17 protein-coding genes are annotated in these 14,994 nt (G+C 71.1%); 9 read left to right on the plus strand and 8 right to left on the minus strand.

What is annotated here, in order from left to right:
* Positions 1–56: 56 nt before the first annotated feature.
* On the plus strand, positions 57–1,034 hold the full coding sequence (locus tag ACTIE5_RS22260; protein ID WP_439551916.1) for a Bug family tripartite tricarboxylate transporter substrate binding protein: 978 nt from the start codon (positions 57–59) through the stop codon (positions 1,032–1,034).
* Positions 1,035–1,076: 42 nt separating this feature from the next.
* On the opposite strand, the gene ACTIE5_RS22265 is transcribed toward ACTIE5_RS22260, so the two are convergent.
* The gene (locus ACTIE5_RS22265; protein WP_439551917.1) at positions 1,077–2,273 is read right to left on the minus strand and encodes a tetratricopeptide repeat protein; all 1,197 of its coding nucleotides are present in this window, start codon (positions 2,271–2,273) and stop codon (positions 1,077–1,079) included.
* Positions 2,274–2,302: 29 nt separating this feature from the next.
* Between ACTIE5_RS22265 and ACTIE5_RS22270 the strand changes: the two genes are divergently transcribed.
* The 4 genes from ACTIE5_RS22270 (at position 2,303) to ACTIE5_RS22285 (ending at position 5,297) form a co-directional block, all read left to right on the plus strand.
* Positions 2,303–3,484: an OpgC family protein gene (locus tag ACTIE5_RS22270; RefSeq protein WP_439551918.1), complete on the plus strand. Its 1,182-nt coding sequence runs from the start codon at positions 2,303–2,305 to the stop codon at positions 3,482–3,484.
* Positions 3,485–3,498: 14 nt separating this feature from the next.
* The gene (locus ACTIE5_RS22275; RefSeq protein ID WP_439551919.1) at positions 3,499–4,275 is read left to right on the plus strand and encodes an SGNH/GDSL hydrolase family protein; all 777 of its coding nucleotides are present in this window, start codon (positions 3,499–3,501) and stop codon (positions 4,273–4,275) included.
* A gap of 61 nt (positions 4,276–4,336) precedes the next feature.
* Positions 4,337–5,047, plus strand: a complete 711-nt coding sequence (locus tag ACTIE5_RS22280; protein ID WP_439551920.1) for a hypothetical protein — start codon at positions 4,337–4,339, stop codon at positions 5,045–5,047.
* A 46-nt stretch (positions 5,048–5,093) separates the two neighbouring features.
* Positions 5,094–5,297, plus strand: coding sequence for a NepR family anti-sigma factor (locus ACTIE5_RS22285; RefSeq protein WP_439551921.1), 204 nt, complete (start codon positions 5,094–5,096; stop codon positions 5,295–5,297).
* Between the two features lie 8 nt (positions 5,298–5,305).
* Here ACTIE5_RS22285 and ACTIE5_RS22290 read toward each other — a convergent pair whose 3' ends face one another.
* Together ACTIE5_RS22290 and ACTIE5_RS22295 are read right to left on the minus strand one after the other, a co-directional pair.
* Positions 5,306–5,803, minus strand: a complete 498-nt coding sequence (locus tag ACTIE5_RS22290) for an RNA polymerase sigma factor (protein ID WP_439551922.1) — start codon at positions 5,801–5,803, stop codon at positions 5,306–5,308.
* 121 nt (positions 5,804–5,924) lie between these two features.
* A complete protein-coding gene (locus ACTIE5_RS22295; protein ID WP_439551923.1) occupies positions 5,925–7,595 on the minus strand; it encodes a formate--tetrahydrofolate ligase in 1,671 nt (556 codons plus the stop codon).
* A 92-nt stretch (positions 7,596–7,687) separates the two neighbouring features.
* Between ACTIE5_RS22295 and ACTIE5_RS22300 the strand changes: the two genes are divergently transcribed.
* The gene (locus ACTIE5_RS22300) at positions 7,688–7,897 is read left to right on the plus strand and encodes a DUF1289 domain-containing protein (protein ID WP_439551924.1); all 210 of its coding nucleotides are present in this window, start codon (positions 7,688–7,690) and stop codon (positions 7,895–7,897) included.
* A gap of 4 nt (positions 7,898–7,901) precedes the next feature.
* Here the strand turns inward: ACTIE5_RS22300 and ACTIE5_RS22305 are convergent, their stop codons facing one another.
* A complete protein-coding gene (locus tag ACTIE5_RS22305) occupies positions 7,902–9,053 on the minus strand; it encodes a M24 family metallopeptidase (RefSeq protein WP_439551925.1) in 1,152 nt (383 codons plus the stop codon).
* A gap of 4 nt (positions 9,054–9,057) precedes the next feature.
* The gene (locus tag ACTIE5_RS22310) at positions 9,058–10,047 is read right to left on the minus strand and encodes a Bug family tripartite tricarboxylate transporter substrate binding protein (protein ID WP_439551926.1); all 990 of its coding nucleotides are present in this window, start codon (positions 10,045–10,047) and stop codon (positions 9,058–9,060) included.
* Positions 10,048–10,221: 174 nt separating this feature from the next.
* Here ACTIE5_RS22310 and ACTIE5_RS22315 point away from each other — a divergent pair, with 174 nt between their 5' ends.
* Both ACTIE5_RS22315 and ACTIE5_RS22320 read left to right on the plus strand, forming a co-directional pair.
* Positions 10,222–11,199 (plus strand): Bug family tripartite tricarboxylate transporter substrate binding protein, encoded by a 978-nt coding sequence (locus tag ACTIE5_RS22315; RefSeq protein WP_439551927.1) that lies wholly within the window; start codon positions 10,222–10,224, stop codon positions 11,197–11,199.
* A 105-nt stretch (positions 11,200–11,304) separates the two neighbouring features.
* On the plus strand, positions 11,305–11,946 hold the full coding sequence (locus ACTIE5_RS22320; RefSeq protein ID WP_439551928.1) for an OmpW/AlkL family protein: 642 nt from the start codon (positions 11,305–11,307) through the stop codon (positions 11,944–11,946).
* A gap of 43 nt (positions 11,947–11,989) precedes the next feature.
* Here ACTIE5_RS22320 and ACTIE5_RS22325 read toward each other — a convergent pair whose 3' ends face one another.
* The gene (locus tag ACTIE5_RS22325) at positions 11,990–12,337 is read right to left on the minus strand and encodes a hypothetical protein (protein ID WP_439551929.1); all 348 of its coding nucleotides are present in this window, start codon (positions 12,335–12,337) and stop codon (positions 11,990–11,992) included.
* Between the two features lie 124 nt (positions 12,338–12,461).
* A complete protein-coding gene (locus ACTIE5_RS22330) occupies positions 12,462–13,346 on the minus strand; it encodes a LysR family transcriptional regulator (RefSeq protein WP_439551930.1) in 885 nt (294 codons plus the stop codon).
* A 125-nt stretch (positions 13,347–13,471) separates the two neighbouring features.
* Between ACTIE5_RS22330 and ACTIE5_RS22335 the strand changes: the two genes are divergently transcribed.
* A complete protein-coding gene (locus ACTIE5_RS22335) occupies positions 13,472–13,822 on the plus strand; it encodes a hypothetical protein (protein WP_439551931.1) in 351 nt (116 codons plus the stop codon).
* On the opposite strand, the gene ACTIE5_RS22340 is transcribed toward ACTIE5_RS22335, so the two are convergent.
* The gene (locus tag ACTIE5_RS22340; RefSeq protein WP_439551932.1) at positions 13,806–14,783 is read right to left on the minus strand and encodes a Bug family tripartite tricarboxylate transporter substrate binding protein; all 978 of its coding nucleotides are present in this window, start codon (positions 14,781–14,783) and stop codon (positions 13,806–13,808) included. The genes ACTIE5_RS22335 and ACTIE5_RS22340 overlap by 17 nt on opposite strands.
* Positions 14,784–14,994: the final 211 nt, after the last annotated feature.

The following is a 14,994-nucleotide window of genomic DNA, read 5'->3' on the forward strand; positions in this document are numbered from 1 at the left end:
CGCTAACTAGGGCCTGGGAAACGCCTGTCCACCCTTCAGTGGCAGGAGCGAAACGCATGTTCATTCCACGCCGCGCGGTCATCGCCGCGGCCCCGTTGCTGGCCTATCCGCTCTCGTCGGAGGCCCAGGCGGTTTTCCCGACGCGCCCCTTGCGGGCCATCCTGTCCTTCCCGCCCGGTGGCGCGATCGACGCCGTGACGCGGCTGATCGCGCCCCGTGTCGGCGAGCTTCTGGGCCAGCCGCTGGTGGTGGAGAACCGCGGCGGCGCGGTGGGCAGCCTGGCGGCCGGGGCGGTCGCGGCATCACCGGCGGATGGCCACACGCTGCTGTTCGACGCATCGCAGCACGCCGCCGCGCCGTTTCTGATGAACAACCTTTCCTTCAGCTACGACAGCTTCGCGCCGGTGACGCAATTGACCTCGGTGCCGCTGCTGCTGGCGGCGCATCCCGCGCTGCCCGTCCAGACCCTGGCGGAGTTCCTGGCGCTGGGCCGCGCCCGGGCGGCGGCGGGGCGGCCATTGACCTATGCCTCCGGCGGCAATGGCGCCTCCACCCACTATGCCGGCGTGCTGTTCCAGAACCTGGCGGGGTTCGAGGTGCTGCACGTGCCGTTCCGCGGCGGTGGACCCGCGGTGCAGGCGCTGCTCGCCGGCACGGTCGATTTCCACATCGGCACGGCCGGCAGCACGGCGGCGATGGTGCGGGAGGGGCGGCTGCGCGGCCTGGCGGTTTCCACCGCCGCGCGGCTGCCCGCCTTCCCCGAGTTGCCGACGCTGCAGGAGGGCGGGCTGGCCGGCTATGACTGGAACGAGTGGGGTGGCGTCTTCGCCCCCGCCGGGACGCCCACGCCGGTGATCGACCGCCTGCAGGCGGTCCTGCGCGAAGCGCTGTTCCAGCCGGTGGTACTGGAACGGCTGGCGACGATCGGCATGGTGCCGGTGGCCAGCACGCCCAACGATTTCGCGGCCTTCGTCAGGGACCAGAAGGCGCTGACCGGCAGGCTGACGCGGGAGGCGCGGGTGACGATGGACTGACGCGCGCCGGGGGGAGGCGCGATCGCGCTTCCCAGCGGCGCCCTACCCCCGCCGGAACACGAAGAGCACGCCCGCCACCGGCACGCCCTTCTCCTCCCGCAGCACCGTCTCCTCCCGCGCGACCAGCCCCAGGCCGGCCGCGGCGGCCAGGGCTTCCACATGGCCGGGATCGTGGCGGTAGCGCAAACCGGCGCCGAGGGCATAGGGCGAGTCCTCGCCACGCTCGATGCTGAAGGCGGCCAGGCCGGATGGGCGCAGCGCCGCGGCGATGGCGGCCAGCGTGGGGCCGAGGTCGCCGAGGTAGTTCAGCACATCCGCCGCCGCCACCAGGTCGAACCCCGCGCGGCGCGTTGGCAGGAAGGCCAGCAGGTCGGCCTCATGCAGCGCGTCATACAGGCCCCGTTTCGCGGCCTCCGCCAGCATGCGGGGCGACAAGTCCAGCCCCTCCAGCCGCTCCGCCATGGGCTTCAGGGGGATGCCCGACAGGCCCGTGCCGCAGCCGAGGTCAAGCACCCGTCCGGTGGCGAAGCCCGCACGCGCCACCAGCGCGGCCAGCAGGCCGGGGGTACGATAGCCGAGGCGCCCTTCCAGATCCTGGTCGAAGCGCGGCGCGTAGAGGTCGAACAGGTCCCGCACATAGGCGGCCGGCGCGCGGTCCGGCACCGCCTCCGCCCCCAGTGCCGCCAGCAGGAAGCGCGCCTGGCCGGCCAAGGCGGGGTCGAGGCAGGGCAGCGCCAGGGCGCGCCGCGCTGCCTCCGCCGCGCCCTCCTGCCCTGCCTCCCGCAGCGCATGGGCCAGCGCGATCCAGGGCTCCGGCGTGGCGGGGGCGAGGTCCGTGGCACGCTTCAGGGGCGCGATAGCGGCGGCCGCATCCCCCAGGGCGCAGAGCACCTGGCCGAGGTTGCGCAGCGCGACCGGGTCGGCGGGGCGCAGCGCCAGGGCGGCGCGCAGGGCGGCGGCGGCTTCGGCCAACTGCCCGGCTTCCGCCAGCGTGCCCCCGCGATTGGCCAGGAACACCGGGCTGGTCGGCTGCCGCGCCAGGGCCTGGGCGGAATAGGCGAGCGCCGCCGGCAGGTCACCCCGCTGCCGCGCCGCCACGCCCAGCAGGTTCAACGCATTGGCATCGTCCGGGCGCAGCTTGAGGACGCGGCGGTAGAGCCGCTCCGCCATCGCGATATCGCCGCGCGCATGACGGGCGGCGCCATCGCGCAGGAGTTCATCGGCCGATGCTTGCGCCAAGGCCCCGTCCCCCGCGATGCTGTCGGCACATGTTCACATCCATCCATTCGCTCGTGCGGCCTGGCCGGGACCTCCGGGTGGATTTCATCCGCGGCCTCGCGCTCTGGTTCATCTTCATTGACCACACACCCGGCAATCTGCTGGGCCAGATGACATTGCGCAACGTGGCCTTCTGCGACGCGACCGAGGGCTTCGTCCTGCTGGCAGGCTATGCCGCCGGCATCGCCTATGGCCGCGCGATGGAGCGGGAGGGCTGGGCCCATGCGGCCGCGCGGGTCGCGGGGCGGGTCGGCACGCTCTATGTCGCGCACATCTTCCTGTTCGTGGTGTTCACGGCGCAGGTGGGCTTCTCCGCCGCGGCGCTGGACCAGGCCGCCTACCTCGATGAATTGCAGCTGGATCCGTTCGGGGCGGAGCCCTACCGCGCGATGCTGGAGGCGCTGCTGCTGCGCTACCAGCCCGCCTTCCTCGACATCCTGCCGCTCTACATCGTGGTGCTGGCGATGTTCGCGCTGGTGCTGCCGCTGATCAACCGGCCGGCCTGGCTGCTGGGGGTTTCCGTCGCGCTCTACGCCGCGGCGCGGCTGCTGGACTGGGCGCCGCCGTCCTGGACGGGGTCGGGCTGGTTCTTCAACCCGCTGGCCTGGCAGCTTCTGTTCGGCATCGGCGTGGCGCTGGGGCGGGCGGACCCGCAGGCCCTGGCGCGGCGCTTTCCCTGGAACCGCTGGCTGGCGGTGCTGGCGGTGCTGCTGCTGCTGGCCGGCGCGGTGCTGCTGAACCTGACCTGGCACGGCCCGGCGAGGGGGTGGGAGCCGCCGGAATGGCTGGCTGCCTGGATGGCCGGCGTGGACAAGACCGGGCTGCACCCCGTGCGCGTGGCGTCCGTCCTCATCATGGCGTGGCTGGTGGCGCATTGGCTGCCGGCCGGCGCGCGCTGGCTGAACGGGCCGCCGGCCGCGCCCTTCGTGCTGATGGGGCAGCAGGGCCTGGCCGTGTTCTGCGCCAGCATTTTCCTGTCCTTCCTCGGCCGGCTGGCGTTGGAAATGGCCTCCGGTGGCTGGATGCAGGCGGCGGTGAACCTGGCGGGGCTGGCGGCGCTGGTCGCCGTCGCCATCGTCTCCGCCTGGTATGGCGGCGACGGCAAGCGCCGGAAGGCCCCCGCCGTGCCGCCTTCCGCCTTGTCGCCCCCCGCCCAGGGGGCTACGCCTTGAGCCCCATGGCGCGCATGAGAGACACGCTGCGGCCGGCGCTGGTCCTGGCCGCGATCCTGCTCCCGCCCGGCATGGCCCGGGCGGAACCGGCAGGCTGTTCCGCGCCGCCCGAAACGATGGAGGCCGCGCCCCTGCCCGGTTCCGTCGCCGCCCTGTCCCGCGGGGCGCTGCGGGTGATGGTCGTGGGCAGCGCCTCCACCCAGGGGGGCGGCACCTCCGGCCCCGCCGCCACCTGGCCGGAACGGCTGGACAAGGTGCTGGGCGCGCGGGTCGCGCCGGCCACGGTGCAGGTTTCCGTCTTCGGCGCGCGGGGCACCACCGCGGCGGACCATGCGCGCATCATCGCCGAACAGGCGCCGCGGCTGCGCCCGCACCTCATCATCTGGCAACTCGGCACGGTAGAGGCCGCGCGCGGCCTGCCGCCGGACGAGATGGTGGAAGCGGTGCAGGACAGCGTCGCGAGGCTGCGCGCCAGCCGCGGCGAACGCACCGACGTTGTGCTGGTGGACCCGCAATTCAGCCGCTTCTTCCGCGCCAACGCCGATGTGGAGACCTATCGGGACCGGATGCGCCTGGCAGCCGCCGCATCCGGCGCACAGCTGTTCAGCCGCTGGTCCATCATGAAGCACTGGGCGGAGACGGAGCGCCTGGACCTGGAACGGGCCCCGCGCGCCGGTCGAATGGCCGTGGCGGATGAACTGCATGACTGCCTGGCGCGCGCGCTGACGCAGTTCATCCTGCAGGGCACGCTGCGCGGCGCCGCGGCAGGCCGCCCGGACCGATCGCCGTGAACGCCTTCCCCCGGCGAAAGGCCGTGACGATCCTCGGCGTGGTGCTGTAATCCTGGCCCGAATGGGGATCGTCCCGCACCTGCCCGCGCTACGCCGCTACGCCCGCGCCGCCATGGGCAGTGCCGCCCTGGGCGATGCGATCCTGGCCAGTTGCCTGCCCGCGCTGCGCGGGGCGAAAGCGGACCGTCACGCGTTGCTGCGGGCGCTGGTCGGGGCGATCGATCGCAGCAAGCTGGCGCTGATGGCGCGCGGGAACACGCTGCCGGAAGCCATCACCCGCCTGCCCCCCCTGGCCCGCCACGGCCTGCTGCTGACCCGGCTGGAAGGGATGGCGGAGGCCGATGCCGCCGGGCTGCTCGGCGTGACACAAGCCCGGCTGGCGGAAGCGCTAGCCCAGGCGCAGGCAGCGCTGTCGGCCCTGCGGCCAGCCCGCATCCTGATCATCGGCGATGGCTCCGGGCACCTGGCGCGGGTGGTGCGGGACCTCGGCCATGCCGTCTGCGCGCGCGCGGCGAATGAGGATGCGGCCTGGCAGGCAGCGGCGCGGACGCAGCCCGATCTGGTGCTGGCGGAAGTGGCCCTGCCCGATGGCGGCAGCGGGCTTTCGGCCGCGGCGCGCATCATCGCGAATGACGCCGTGCCGCTGGTGCTGGTGGGCGATGAGGCGCTGGCCGTGCACGGCTTTCCGCTGGTGCGGCAACCCTGGCGGGACGACGCGCTGCGCCAGGCGATCGGATTGGCATTGAGGGGGCGACATGGGCGGGCCGGGTAACAGCGGGGCGAAGGAACCCGGGGCCCCGCCGGACGCTTCCAGCGACATGAGCGTCCAACTGCACCCCGGCACCGCGCCTTCCATGCCCTTGGCGACGCCCCCGGCCGCCATGACCGGATCGGGTGCCGGTACGGATGCGGCCTTCGACCGGTGGCTGCGGCAGGAATTGTCGCGCCTCTACGATTCCGCGCTTTCGGAGCCGGTGCCGCCGGAGCTGCTGCGCCTGCTGCAGGACGACGAGAAAGCCTGACCGCCGGGCTATTCCATCGCCGCCCGCAGCGCATCCCGGGCGCGTGACAGGCGGGATCGCACCGTGCCGACCGGGATGCGCAGCACGGCGGCGGCGGCGGCGTAGTCCATCCCCTCCACCACCACCAGCCATAGCGCCTCCCGCTGCGTCGGCGGCAGGCGCAGGAAGGCGGCGGCGACATCGGTCATCGCGTGGCGTTCCTCCTGCCCACCGGAGACGGGAATGGCCTGCCCGGCTTCGTCATCGAGGGGTGAGAAGCGGCGCAGCCGGCGGAGTTCCGCGTTGCGGGCATTGCGCAGGATGACGAAGAGCCAGGCGCGAAGGTTGGTCCCGGGCGTGAATTGCGTCCGCGCGCCGATGGCGCGCAGCACCGTTTCCTGCACCAGGTCGTCCGCGGCTTCCGCCGGCCGGATCAGGACGCGCGCGAAACGACGCAGGCGGGGGATTTCCGCCGCCACGGCCGCGGCGAAGACATCGGGCGCCGCCTCGCACTCCTTCTCACCCACCACCACTTGCCCCCGTCTCCTCGGTCCGCGCGATCAACGCGGAACGAGGTACGAAGGGCGATCAACGGATGCGTGCGCTTGAACAACGTTTTGTCAGCGCAAATCGAATCAAGGCGTAACGTCAGAACAGCCCGTCGATCCGGCCGTCGACATCCAGACCGATGGTCTCCGCCGCCGGGCGGCGCGGCAGGCCGGGCATGGTCATGATCTCACCGCACACCGCCACGACGAAGCCGGCGCCGGCGGAAAGGCGGACATCGCGCACCGGCAGCACATGGCCGGATGGCGCGCCGAGCGCGGTGGGATCGGCGCTGAAGGAATACTGCGTCTTGGCCACGCAGACCGGCAGGTGGCCGAAGCCTTCCTGTTCCCACCGCGCCAGTTTCTGCAGCACCGGCGCGGGGAAGGACACATCGGCCGCGCGATAGACCTCCTTCGCAATCGTCCGCATCTTGTCGGCCAGCGGCATGGCATCGGGATAAAGCGGCTGGAAGCGCGCGGCGCCGGCAGCGATGCGCGCCTGCACCGCGCGCGCCAGTTCCTGCGCGCCCGCCGCGCCATCGCCCCAATGCGTGCAGAGGATCGCCTGGGTGTCGAGCCGCGCCATGGCGGCGCGGATGGCCTCGATCTCCGCCTCCGTGTCGCTCGTGAAGCGGTTGAGCGCAACGACGACGGGGACGCCGAATTTGTGCACGTTCTCGACATGGCGGGCGAGATTGACGACCCCGCGCTCGACCGCCGCCACATCCTCTCGCCCCAGATCGGACTTGGCGACGCCGCCATGCATCTTGAGCGCGCGCACCGTGGCGACGATGACGCAGCAGGCGGGGCTGAGGCCCGCCATGCGCGCCTTGATGTCGAAGAACTTCTCGGCACCCAGGTCAGCGCCGAAGCCCGCTTCCGTGACGACCACATCGGACAGGCCGAGGCCGAGGCGCGTGGCCACCAGGCTGTTGCAGCCATGCGCGATATTGGCGAAGGGCCCGCCATGCACGAGCGCGGGCGAGCCCTCGATGGTCTGCACCAGGTTGGGGGAAAGCGCGTCCCGTAGCAGCGCCGCCATGGCGCCATCCGCCTTCACGTCGCGTGCCGTCACGGCCGTGCCATCGCGCCGCCGGCCAACGATCATGCGACCGAGGCGTTCCTGCAGATCCTGCAGGTCGCGCGCCAGGCAGAAGACCGCCATCACCTCGCTCGCCACGGTGATGTCGAAGCCATCCTCCCGCACCACGCCCTGGCTGGCGCCGCCCATGCCGACGACGCAGTCGCGCAGGTTGCGGTCATTCATGTCCATCGCGCGGCGCCAGGTGATGCGGCGCGGGTCCAGGCCGAGCTCGTTCCCCCAATAGAGGTGGTTGTCCACCATGGCGGAGAGCAGGTTGTTGGCACTGGTGATGGCGTGGAAATCGCCGGTGAAGTGGAGGTTGATATCCTCCATCGGCAGCACCTGGGCATAGCCGCCGCCGGTCGCGCCGCCCTTGACCCCAAAGCAGGGGCCGAGCGAGGGCTCCCGCAGGCAGATCATCGTGCGGGTGCCGAGGCTGTTCAGCGCATCGCCCAGCCCGACCGTGGTGGTGGTCTTGCCCTCCCCGGCCGGGGTCGGGCTGATGCCGGTGACGAGGACCAGCGCCCCGGGCGGGCGGCCGGAGGCTTCGGCCACGAAGGCCGTGCCGATCTTCGCCTTGTACTTGCCGTAGGGTTCCAGCGCGTCATCCGGGATGCCGGCGCGCGCGGCGATTTCCTGGATCGGGCGGAGGGTCGCCTTGCGGGCGATCTCGAGGTCGGAAGCCATGGCCTGGCGATTCCCCGTGCTGGTGGCAGTTCCGCGCCTCATGACGCGAAGGTGGATTGGCGGCAAGACGGCGGCGGGCCATCTGGGGGGCCATGTCCAGCCCCTGCATCGATGTCTGCCGCCATGACGACGAAACCGGCTTCTGCCTGGGATGCGGAATGACCCGCAAGGACCGCAAGAGCTGGAAGCGGGAGAAGGAGGCGCGCCCGGCGATCCGCGCCGCCCTGCCCGGCCGCCTGTCCCTGCTGGCGGCTTCGGGCAACCCCGTGGGGGAAGCGGCGCGGCAGAAGAAGCGGAAGTAGCCCTTCAGCTTGAGACGACGATGAGGTCCTGGAACCCCGCCGTCAGGCGTTCGCCGCCGCCGGGGCGGGCCACCACCACATCCTCCGTCCGCGCGCTGAAGCTGGTGGGCTGGAGGATGCTGGGCTCCACGGTGAACATCATGCCGTCGCGCAGCACGGTCGTGTCGCCCTTGGTGAGGAAGGGCGGCTCATGCACGTCCCAGCCGATGCCGTGGCCGAGGCGATGGCGGAAATTGGGCCCATAGCCCGCCTCCTCGATCACCTGGCGCGCGATGGCGTCGACCTGTTCGCAAGTGGCCTCACCCAACTTCAACGCGGCGATGCCGGCGCGCTGCGCCTGGATGACCAGGGCATGGACCTTGATCTGCTCCGCGGAGGGTTCGCCGAAATGCACGGTGCGGCCGTAATCGTAGCAGAGCCCGCCATGGGAGGCGCCGAAGTCGAACAGCACGGAGACCGGGCTTTCGATCTTCCGCTTCCACGAATCCAGCCGCCGCCCCAGCATCAGCGGATGGTTCGGCCCGCTGTTGTAGAGCGTGGTGGTGAAGGTGGGGCCGAGGCTGTCCTGCCGCTTCATCTGGTAGTCGATCTCGGCGACCACATCGAGTTCGGTCATGCCGAAGCGGAGTTTCGGCAGCATCGCCGCGAAGGCGGCTTCCGTGCGCCGCCCGGCCTCCCGCATCAGCGCGATCTCCTCATCCGACTTGATGAGGCGGAGTTCGCGGATGATGGCGGTGGCGGAACAGAAGACGGCGTCCGGCAGCAATTGCTGGATGTGCACGACGCTGTCGGCATGGGCGCGGTCGCTGACGGCGATGCGGGGCTTCGCGGGCAGCTTGAACTTCGCGACGAGTTCGCGAACCAGCGCCGCCGGATCGTCCCAGTCGCCCAGCACGCGCAGTTCCGTCCCTTCCGGCGCGCCACGCCCGCCGAATTCCGCCGTCATGCGCGGCAGGGCCAGCACCGGTGGATGGCCCGGCGCCACCCAGGCGCCTTCCAGCCAATCCCCGGGATGCAGCGTCACGCCATATTTCGGAATGTCCCGCGCGATGCCGAAGAGGTAGTGGAGGTCGGTGCTCAGCGGGATGAAGGCGAGGTCAGCGCGGCCGCCCAGCAATTCCTGGAAGGCGGCGACGCGTTCGGCGGCAACGGGCATGTCTTCAATCCACCGTCGCGCCAGATGCGATGACCAGCGGCCGCCAGGTCTCGACTTCCTGCGCCACGAAGGCCTGCGCCTCCGCGCCGAATCGCGTGCCGGGATCGATGGCGAGCTGGCGGTAGCGTTCGACGATGGAGGGCAGCGCCAGCACTTCCTTCAGTACCGCGGCGAAGCGGTCCTGGATGGGCCTGGGCGTAGCGGCGGGCATCGCCATGCCGGCCCAGCCTTCCGCCACCAGGCCGGGGAAGCCGTGCTCCACGAAGGTCGGCATGTCCGGGAACAAGGGCTGGCGCGTCGGGCCGGTGATGCCGATGCCCTTGATCTGGCCGTTGCGCATCAGGCCGACGGAAGACGCGATGCCGTCGAGCGTGACGGGCACGACACCCGCCACCACATCATTCACCGCCTGCGCGCCGCCGCGATAGGGGATGTGCTGCATCTCGATATTCGCGACCTGGCAGTAGCGCAGCATGAAGAGATGCGGCAGCGACCCGACGCCCGAGGTCGCATAGGCAATGCCGGGCCGCGCACGGGCCGCCGCGGCGAGTTCGCCGGGATTGGCGAAGGGCGCGGCGTTGTTGGCCATCAGCGCGTAGTAGCCGGACTGGATCATGCCGACATGCGCGAAGCTGCGGATCGGATCCCAGGTGATGCGGCCGCGATAGAGCGTGCTGCCGACCGAGAAGGCGCTGATGGCGGAGAGCAGCACCGTGTAGCCATCAGGCGCCGCATCGGCGACGACACCGGTGCCGAGGGTGGCGCCGGCACCTGGCCGGTTCTCCAGCACGAAGGGCTGGCCGAGGCGCGGCGCCATCTGTTCCGTCAGAAGCCGCGCCAGCACATCCGTCGATCCGCCGGGGCCGAAGGGCACCACCAGGCGGATCGGGCGGTTGGGCCAGGGCGCCTGTGCCAGCGCCGGGGTCGCGAGGAGAGCACCGCCGGCACCCAGCAGGGCGCGGCGGGGAAGCATGGTGCGGTCGGTATCGGTCATGGCAGGTCCCTGTCGGATGGCGGTGCTGCCGCGCGGCGTTGTCGTTTCCGTATCGTGAACACTGCATCATGATGCGAACATCTTCGCAAGCCGACCCCGCCACCCCGCGGCGGCCTTTCCGGCGCATTCCGGCCAAGCCATCCTGTCAAGAACCACCAAACGGGAGAGACCGCCATGAACCGCCGCTCGCTGCTGGCCACCCTGGCCGCAACGCCCCTCCTGCCGGGCCTGGCCCATGCGCAATCACCGGAATGGCCGACCCGGCCCGTGACCGTGGTGGTGCCCTTCGTGGCTGGCGGGCCTTCCGACATCGTCGCGCGGTCCATCGCCAACCGCATGGGGCAGATCGTCGGGCAGCCCGTGGTGGCGGAAAACCGGCCAGGCGCGAATGGGGAAGTCGCGGCGCGGCAGGTGGTGCGCGCGGCGCCGGACGGGCACACGCTGTTCGTCGGGTCCATCGGCGTCTTCGCCATCAACACCGCGCTGCGGCCCAACCTGGGCTACGACCCGATCCGCGAACTGGCGCCCATCACCATGGCCGTCACCACGCCCAATGTCCTGGTGGTGAATGCGGAAAAGGTGCCGGTTCGCACGCTGCCGGAACTTGTCGCCTGGCTGCGCGCGAATGTCGGCCGCACCAGCTATTCCACCTCCGGCGTCGGGTCGTCGGACCACCTGACGATGGAATTGTTCAAGCAGCGCACGGGCACGGATCCCGTGCATGTGCCGTATCAAGGCGGCGCCGCGGCGGCCACGGACCTGATCGCCGGCAATGTGCAACTGTCCTTCCAGAACCTCGGCACCGTGGCCGCCCATATCCAGGGCGGGCGGCTGCGCGCGATCTGCGTGACGAGCGAGGTGCGCAACCGCATCCTGCCCGATGTGCCGACCGCGGCGGAGGCCGGGCTGCCCGACTTCGTCGTTACCTCCTGGCAGGCGGTCATGGCGCCTGCGGCGATGCCGGAAGCCCTCATCGCCCGCGTGCATGGCGCGGTGGTGGAGGCACTCAAGCACCCCGAGAATGTGCAGCGCCTGAACGCCATCGGCTTCGATGTCATCGGCAACTCCCCCACCGAATACAGAAGCTTCCAACAGGCGGAGATCGAGCGCTGGCGCCAGGTGGTGCGGGTGGCCAACATCCGCGCGGAATGATCGACAGCCACGCATGACATGCATCAAGGATCGATCGTGACACCTTGCCGATAACAGCCGCGGCGGCCGCGCTTGGGGCGCGCGCCGCGGATGAGAGGCAAGGCTATGACCATGAAGATGATCGCGGCCGCGGTGGCATGCGCGGTCGCCGCAGCACCCGCCATGGCGCAGGATGTGCGCGGCAAGCAGGCGGGGGACATCGTGCTGGGCGCCGGCCTGATCGGCGTGCTGCCGAGCAATGGCGGCAGCACCTCCATCGGCGGCACCCCGCATGCCAGCGACACGGTGACGCCGCAGCTCGACCTCACCTATTTCCTGACGCCCAATTTCGCCGTGAACGTCATCGCCGCGACATCGCGCCATGATGTCACGGTGCGCAACGTGCCGGGCGCCGGCACGCTCGACCTCGGCCGCGTCTGGGCGCTGCCGCCGACCGTGACCTTCCAGTACCACCCTCTGCCGGGCAGCCGGATCAGCCCCTATCTCGGCGTCGGGCTGAACTACACGGTGTTCTACGGCGAGGGCGGCGGTCGTTCCGCCGGCATCAACCGGGTCGATGTCGAGAATGCCTGGGGCTACGCCGTCAATGCTGGCGTGGACTACGAGGTTGCGCCGAACTGGATGGCGAACATCGACGTGAAGCGGCTCTGGCTCAGCCCCGATGTGCGCGTCAATGGCGGCGCGGTGCGCGGGCAGGCGGATCTCGATCCCTGGATCGTCGGCGCCAGCGTGCGCTACCGGTTCTGACAGGCAAGGCGCCCGGGGCGGGGCTGCCCCGGGCGCATCGGCGTCAGCGCGCCGGCATGTTCTGGCGCGCCTGGCGCAGTGCCGTGGCCATCATCGCGGGCACCCACACCGTCTCCGCGCTTTCGCCGCTGCCGATGGTCAGCGGCACCAGGCCCGCACGCGGCTGCTGCGAGAACAGGCCATCGAGGTGCAGCACATCCATGTTGCCCATCGCATCGGTGCGCGTGACCATGACGCGGCCACCGCCCACGACATTGCCGGGCATCGGGCCGTAATCGACCATGAAATTCTCCCCGGCACCGGTGACGCGCGGATAGCTCTGCGCGGATGCGGCGGAGACCATCATGGTCATGGCCGCGGCGGCGAGCAGGGTTGGCAGGACAGCCTTCATCGTTCTTCTCCTTGGATTGCGGCGCACCGCGTCGCGATGGGCCGGCGGTGGGACTATCCGGCAGCGCCACATGGCGCTGCCAATGCGTTGCGCGGATCGATTCCATGCGTCGCCCGTATCGCCATCACGCGTGGCACCCCGCGAAGCAGCGGCGCATGGCTTCGATGAAGGCGATGAGGGGCGGCGACCAGCGACGCCCCGCGACCGTGACCAGGGAGACGTCCCGCGCGACCGGCGCATCATCCACCGGGCGCAGCACCAGGCCGGGCTGCACGGCGCTGAATTCGGGCAGGAAGCAGACGCCCATGCCGGCGGCCACCAGGCTCTGGATCCAGTCCTCGCGCTCGCTGCAGGCCGCGCGGACCAGCGTCGCGCCGGCTTCCTGCAAGCGGTCGGCCAACTGTTCGCGATGCTCGCAATTGAGGCGGGAGAGATAGGCCTGGCCATCCATGTCGCACATGCGGATCGCGTCCCGCTGCGCGAAGGGATGCGTGGGCGCGCAGGCCACGAGGTAGCGCTCGGCGTAGAGAGGCTCCGCATCCAGCCTTTCGGCGTAGGCATCGGGCTGCGTCATCAGCGCGGCTTCCAGATCCCCATCCAGCAGCAGTTCGGACAGGCGCGACGGCGTCGCATCCACCAGCGACAGGTCGATTCCCGGACGATCGGCACGGAAGCCGCGAAGCAGACGGGCGAAGCGCGCGGGGCCGATCGAGCACATGACGCCGAGCCGCAGTTCCGCCGATTGCAGCCGGAGATGCAGGCTGGCCTGCTTCCTGACATGCGCGCTGCGCACCACGATGTCCTCGATCCGCGGCTGCACCAGGCGGCCGAGCGCCGTCAGATGCGTCTGCCCGCGTTCACGGGCGAAAAGCGGCGCGCCGAGTTCGGCCTCCAGCTTCTGGATGCCGCGCGTCAGGCTGGGCTGGGTCACGCCGCACAGCTCCGCCGCGCGGGTGAAGTTCAGCGTTTCGCAGACGGCGACGAAGTAGCGCATCTCGCGGAGTTCCATGGTCCTCTGCCTCGGCTGGGGGCCTGGACCACGCTTCGCCGGCCGCGGCCGGATGGTTCCGCACGCCCCTGCGATTGGCCTCGGGGCGCCTCGCGGCCGATCCTGCACCACAACTGCATGAGACGTTGGCCGCCGGCACCGCCGATGCGATCTGGGGCGCGCTGGCGACGCCGGTGCGGCAGTTGTCTTTCCACGCCATGTTCGCGGGGCGGGAGATCATGATCGCCCTGCCGCCGGAGGACCAGACGGTGGTCCCGCGGTGGTTGCTGCGCCGCGGCGCATCACGTTCCAAGGCGTGGCCCCGCACGGGGGCGTCTGTGCGCTGCGGCCCCTTCGCGGAGGGCCTGGCACCGCTGCCGGATGCCGTAGCGCAGCGCACCGGCCGCGGGCCGGATCCCCGGGGCCGCCGCCGCAACGGCCGCCATCAGCGGCGCGTCAACGCCCGCCGGGCGGCGCCCCCTACCCCTCCAGCATGACGTTCGCGATCCGGGCCACCTCGCGCCAGCGGGCGATCTCGGCGCGCAGGAAGGCCGCGAACTGCTCCGGCGTCTGCGGATCGGCGATCATCCCCGTCTCCTCGATGCGCCGCACGATGGCCGGGTCGCGCAGCGCGGCGACGACATCGGCGTTGATCCGCCGCACGATCTCGGCCGGCGTGCCGGCCGGCGCGGCGAGCCCGTTCCAGCCCACCGCCTCATGACCCGGCGCCACCGTCTCGGCGAAGGTCGGCACCTCCGGCGCCCAGGAGACGCGCCGCGCGGTGCTGACGCCGATCAGCTTGAGCCGCCCCGCCCGCACCTGCGGCAGCGCGGAGGCAAGGCTGTCCGTCATCAGCCGGACATTGCCCGCCACCAGGTCGGTCACCGCCGGCCCGCTGCCGCGGTAATGCACCATGTTCAGTCGCACGCCGAGGCGATGCGCCAGCAATTCGGCCGCCATATGCGCACCGGAGGCGGGGCCCGCCGTCGCGACATCCAGCGGCTGCGCGGTGGCGCGCGCGGCGGCAAGGAACCCCGCCGGATCACTCGCCGGAAAGGACGGATGCGCCACGATGCAAAGCGGCACCATCGAGAGGTTGGTGATCGGCGCGAAGTCGCGTTCGGGATCATAGGGCAGGCGCGGCATCACCGCGGCATTCACCGCCATCGGCCCGATCGAGCCCGCGACCAGCGTGGTGCCGTCCGGCGCCGCGCGCGCCACGGATTCCATCCCCGGCACACCGGCGCCGCCACCGCGATTCTCCACCACCACACGCTGCGGCCAACGCGCGGAAAGCGCATCGGCGACGAGGCGGGCGACGATGTCGGTGGACTGGCCCGGCGGGAAGGGCACGACGATCCGCACCGGCCGGTCCGGCCAGGTGCCTTGCGCGCGCGCCACCATCGGCAAGGCAAGCGAAGCCCCCGCAAGGGCAAGCAAGCGACGACGTCCCGACATGACATCCTCCCTGTTATGTATTTTGCATTACTTTTACGTAACCTTAAGGGGGTTGGTGATGCAAGCCTCGCTTGTGCTGGCATGCGCCGGCAGGCGGTCCCGCGCTCAGGCGTCGCCTTCCAAGGCGGCGTTCCTGATCCGGCTTATCGGGCCGTGGTCGTGGTGGTGGCGCTCCCGCAGCACGCCGCGCCGATGGCAGCGACACGCACCG

The sequence above is a fragment of the Falsiroseomonas sp. genome (assembly GCF_051859025.1).
Taxonomy (GTDB): Bacteria; Pseudomonadota; Alphaproteobacteria; order Acetobacterales; family Acetobacteraceae; genus Falsiroseomonas.

Coding starts and splice junctions, on each gene's coding strand:
- ACTIE5_RS22285 (WP_439551921.1), top strand. CDS start 5,094: ATGAGCGTCCAACTGCACCCCGGCACCGCGCCTTCCATGCCCTTGGCG.
- ACTIE5_RS22325 (WP_439551929.1), bottom strand. CDS start 12,337: ATGAAGGCTGTCCTGCCAACCCTGCTCGCCGCCGCGGCCATGACCATG.
- ACTIE5_RS22270 (WP_439551918.1), top strand. CDS start 2,303: ATGTTCACATCCATCCATTCGCTCGTGCGGCCTGGCCGGGACCTCCGG.
- ACTIE5_RS22310 (WP_439551926.1), bottom strand. CDS start 10,047: ATGACCGATACCGACCGCACCATGCTTCCCCGCCGCGCCCTGCTGGGT.
- ACTIE5_RS22305 (WP_439551925.1), bottom strand. CDS start 9,053: ATGCCCGTTGCCGCCGAACGCGTCGCCGCCTTCCAGGAATTGCTGGGC.
- ACTIE5_RS22340 (WP_439551932.1), bottom strand. CDS start 14,783: ATGTCGGGACGTCGTCGCTTGCTTGCCCTTGCGGGGGCTTCGCTTGCC.
- ACTIE5_RS22315 (WP_439551927.1), top strand. CDS start 10,222: ATGAACCGCCGCTCGCTGCTGGCCACCCTGGCCGCAACGCCCCTCCTG.
- ACTIE5_RS22295 (WP_439551923.1), bottom strand. CDS start 7,595: ATGGCTTCCGACCTCGAGATCGCCCGCAAGGCGACCCTCCGCCCGATC.
- ACTIE5_RS22280 (WP_439551920.1), top strand. CDS start 4,337: ATGGGGATCGTCCCGCACCTGCCCGCGCTACGCCGCTACGCCCGCGCC.
- ACTIE5_RS22320 (WP_439551928.1), top strand. CDS start 11,305: ATGACCATGAAGATGATCGCGGCCGCGGTGGCATGCGCGGTCGCCGCA.
- ACTIE5_RS22300 (WP_439551924.1), top strand. CDS start 7,688: ATGTCCAGCCCCTGCATCGATGTCTGCCGCCATGACGACGAAACCGGC.
- ACTIE5_RS22275 (WP_439551919.1), top strand. CDS start 3,499: ATGAGAGACACGCTGCGGCCGGCGCTGGTCCTGGCCGCGATCCTGCTC.
- ACTIE5_RS22330 (WP_439551930.1), bottom strand. CDS start 13,346: ATGGAACTCCGCGAGATGCGCTACTTCGTCGCCGTCTGCGAAACGCTG.
- ACTIE5_RS22260 (WP_439551916.1), top strand. CDS start 57: ATGTTCATTCCACGCCGCGCGGTCATCGCCGCGGCCCCGTTGCTGGCC.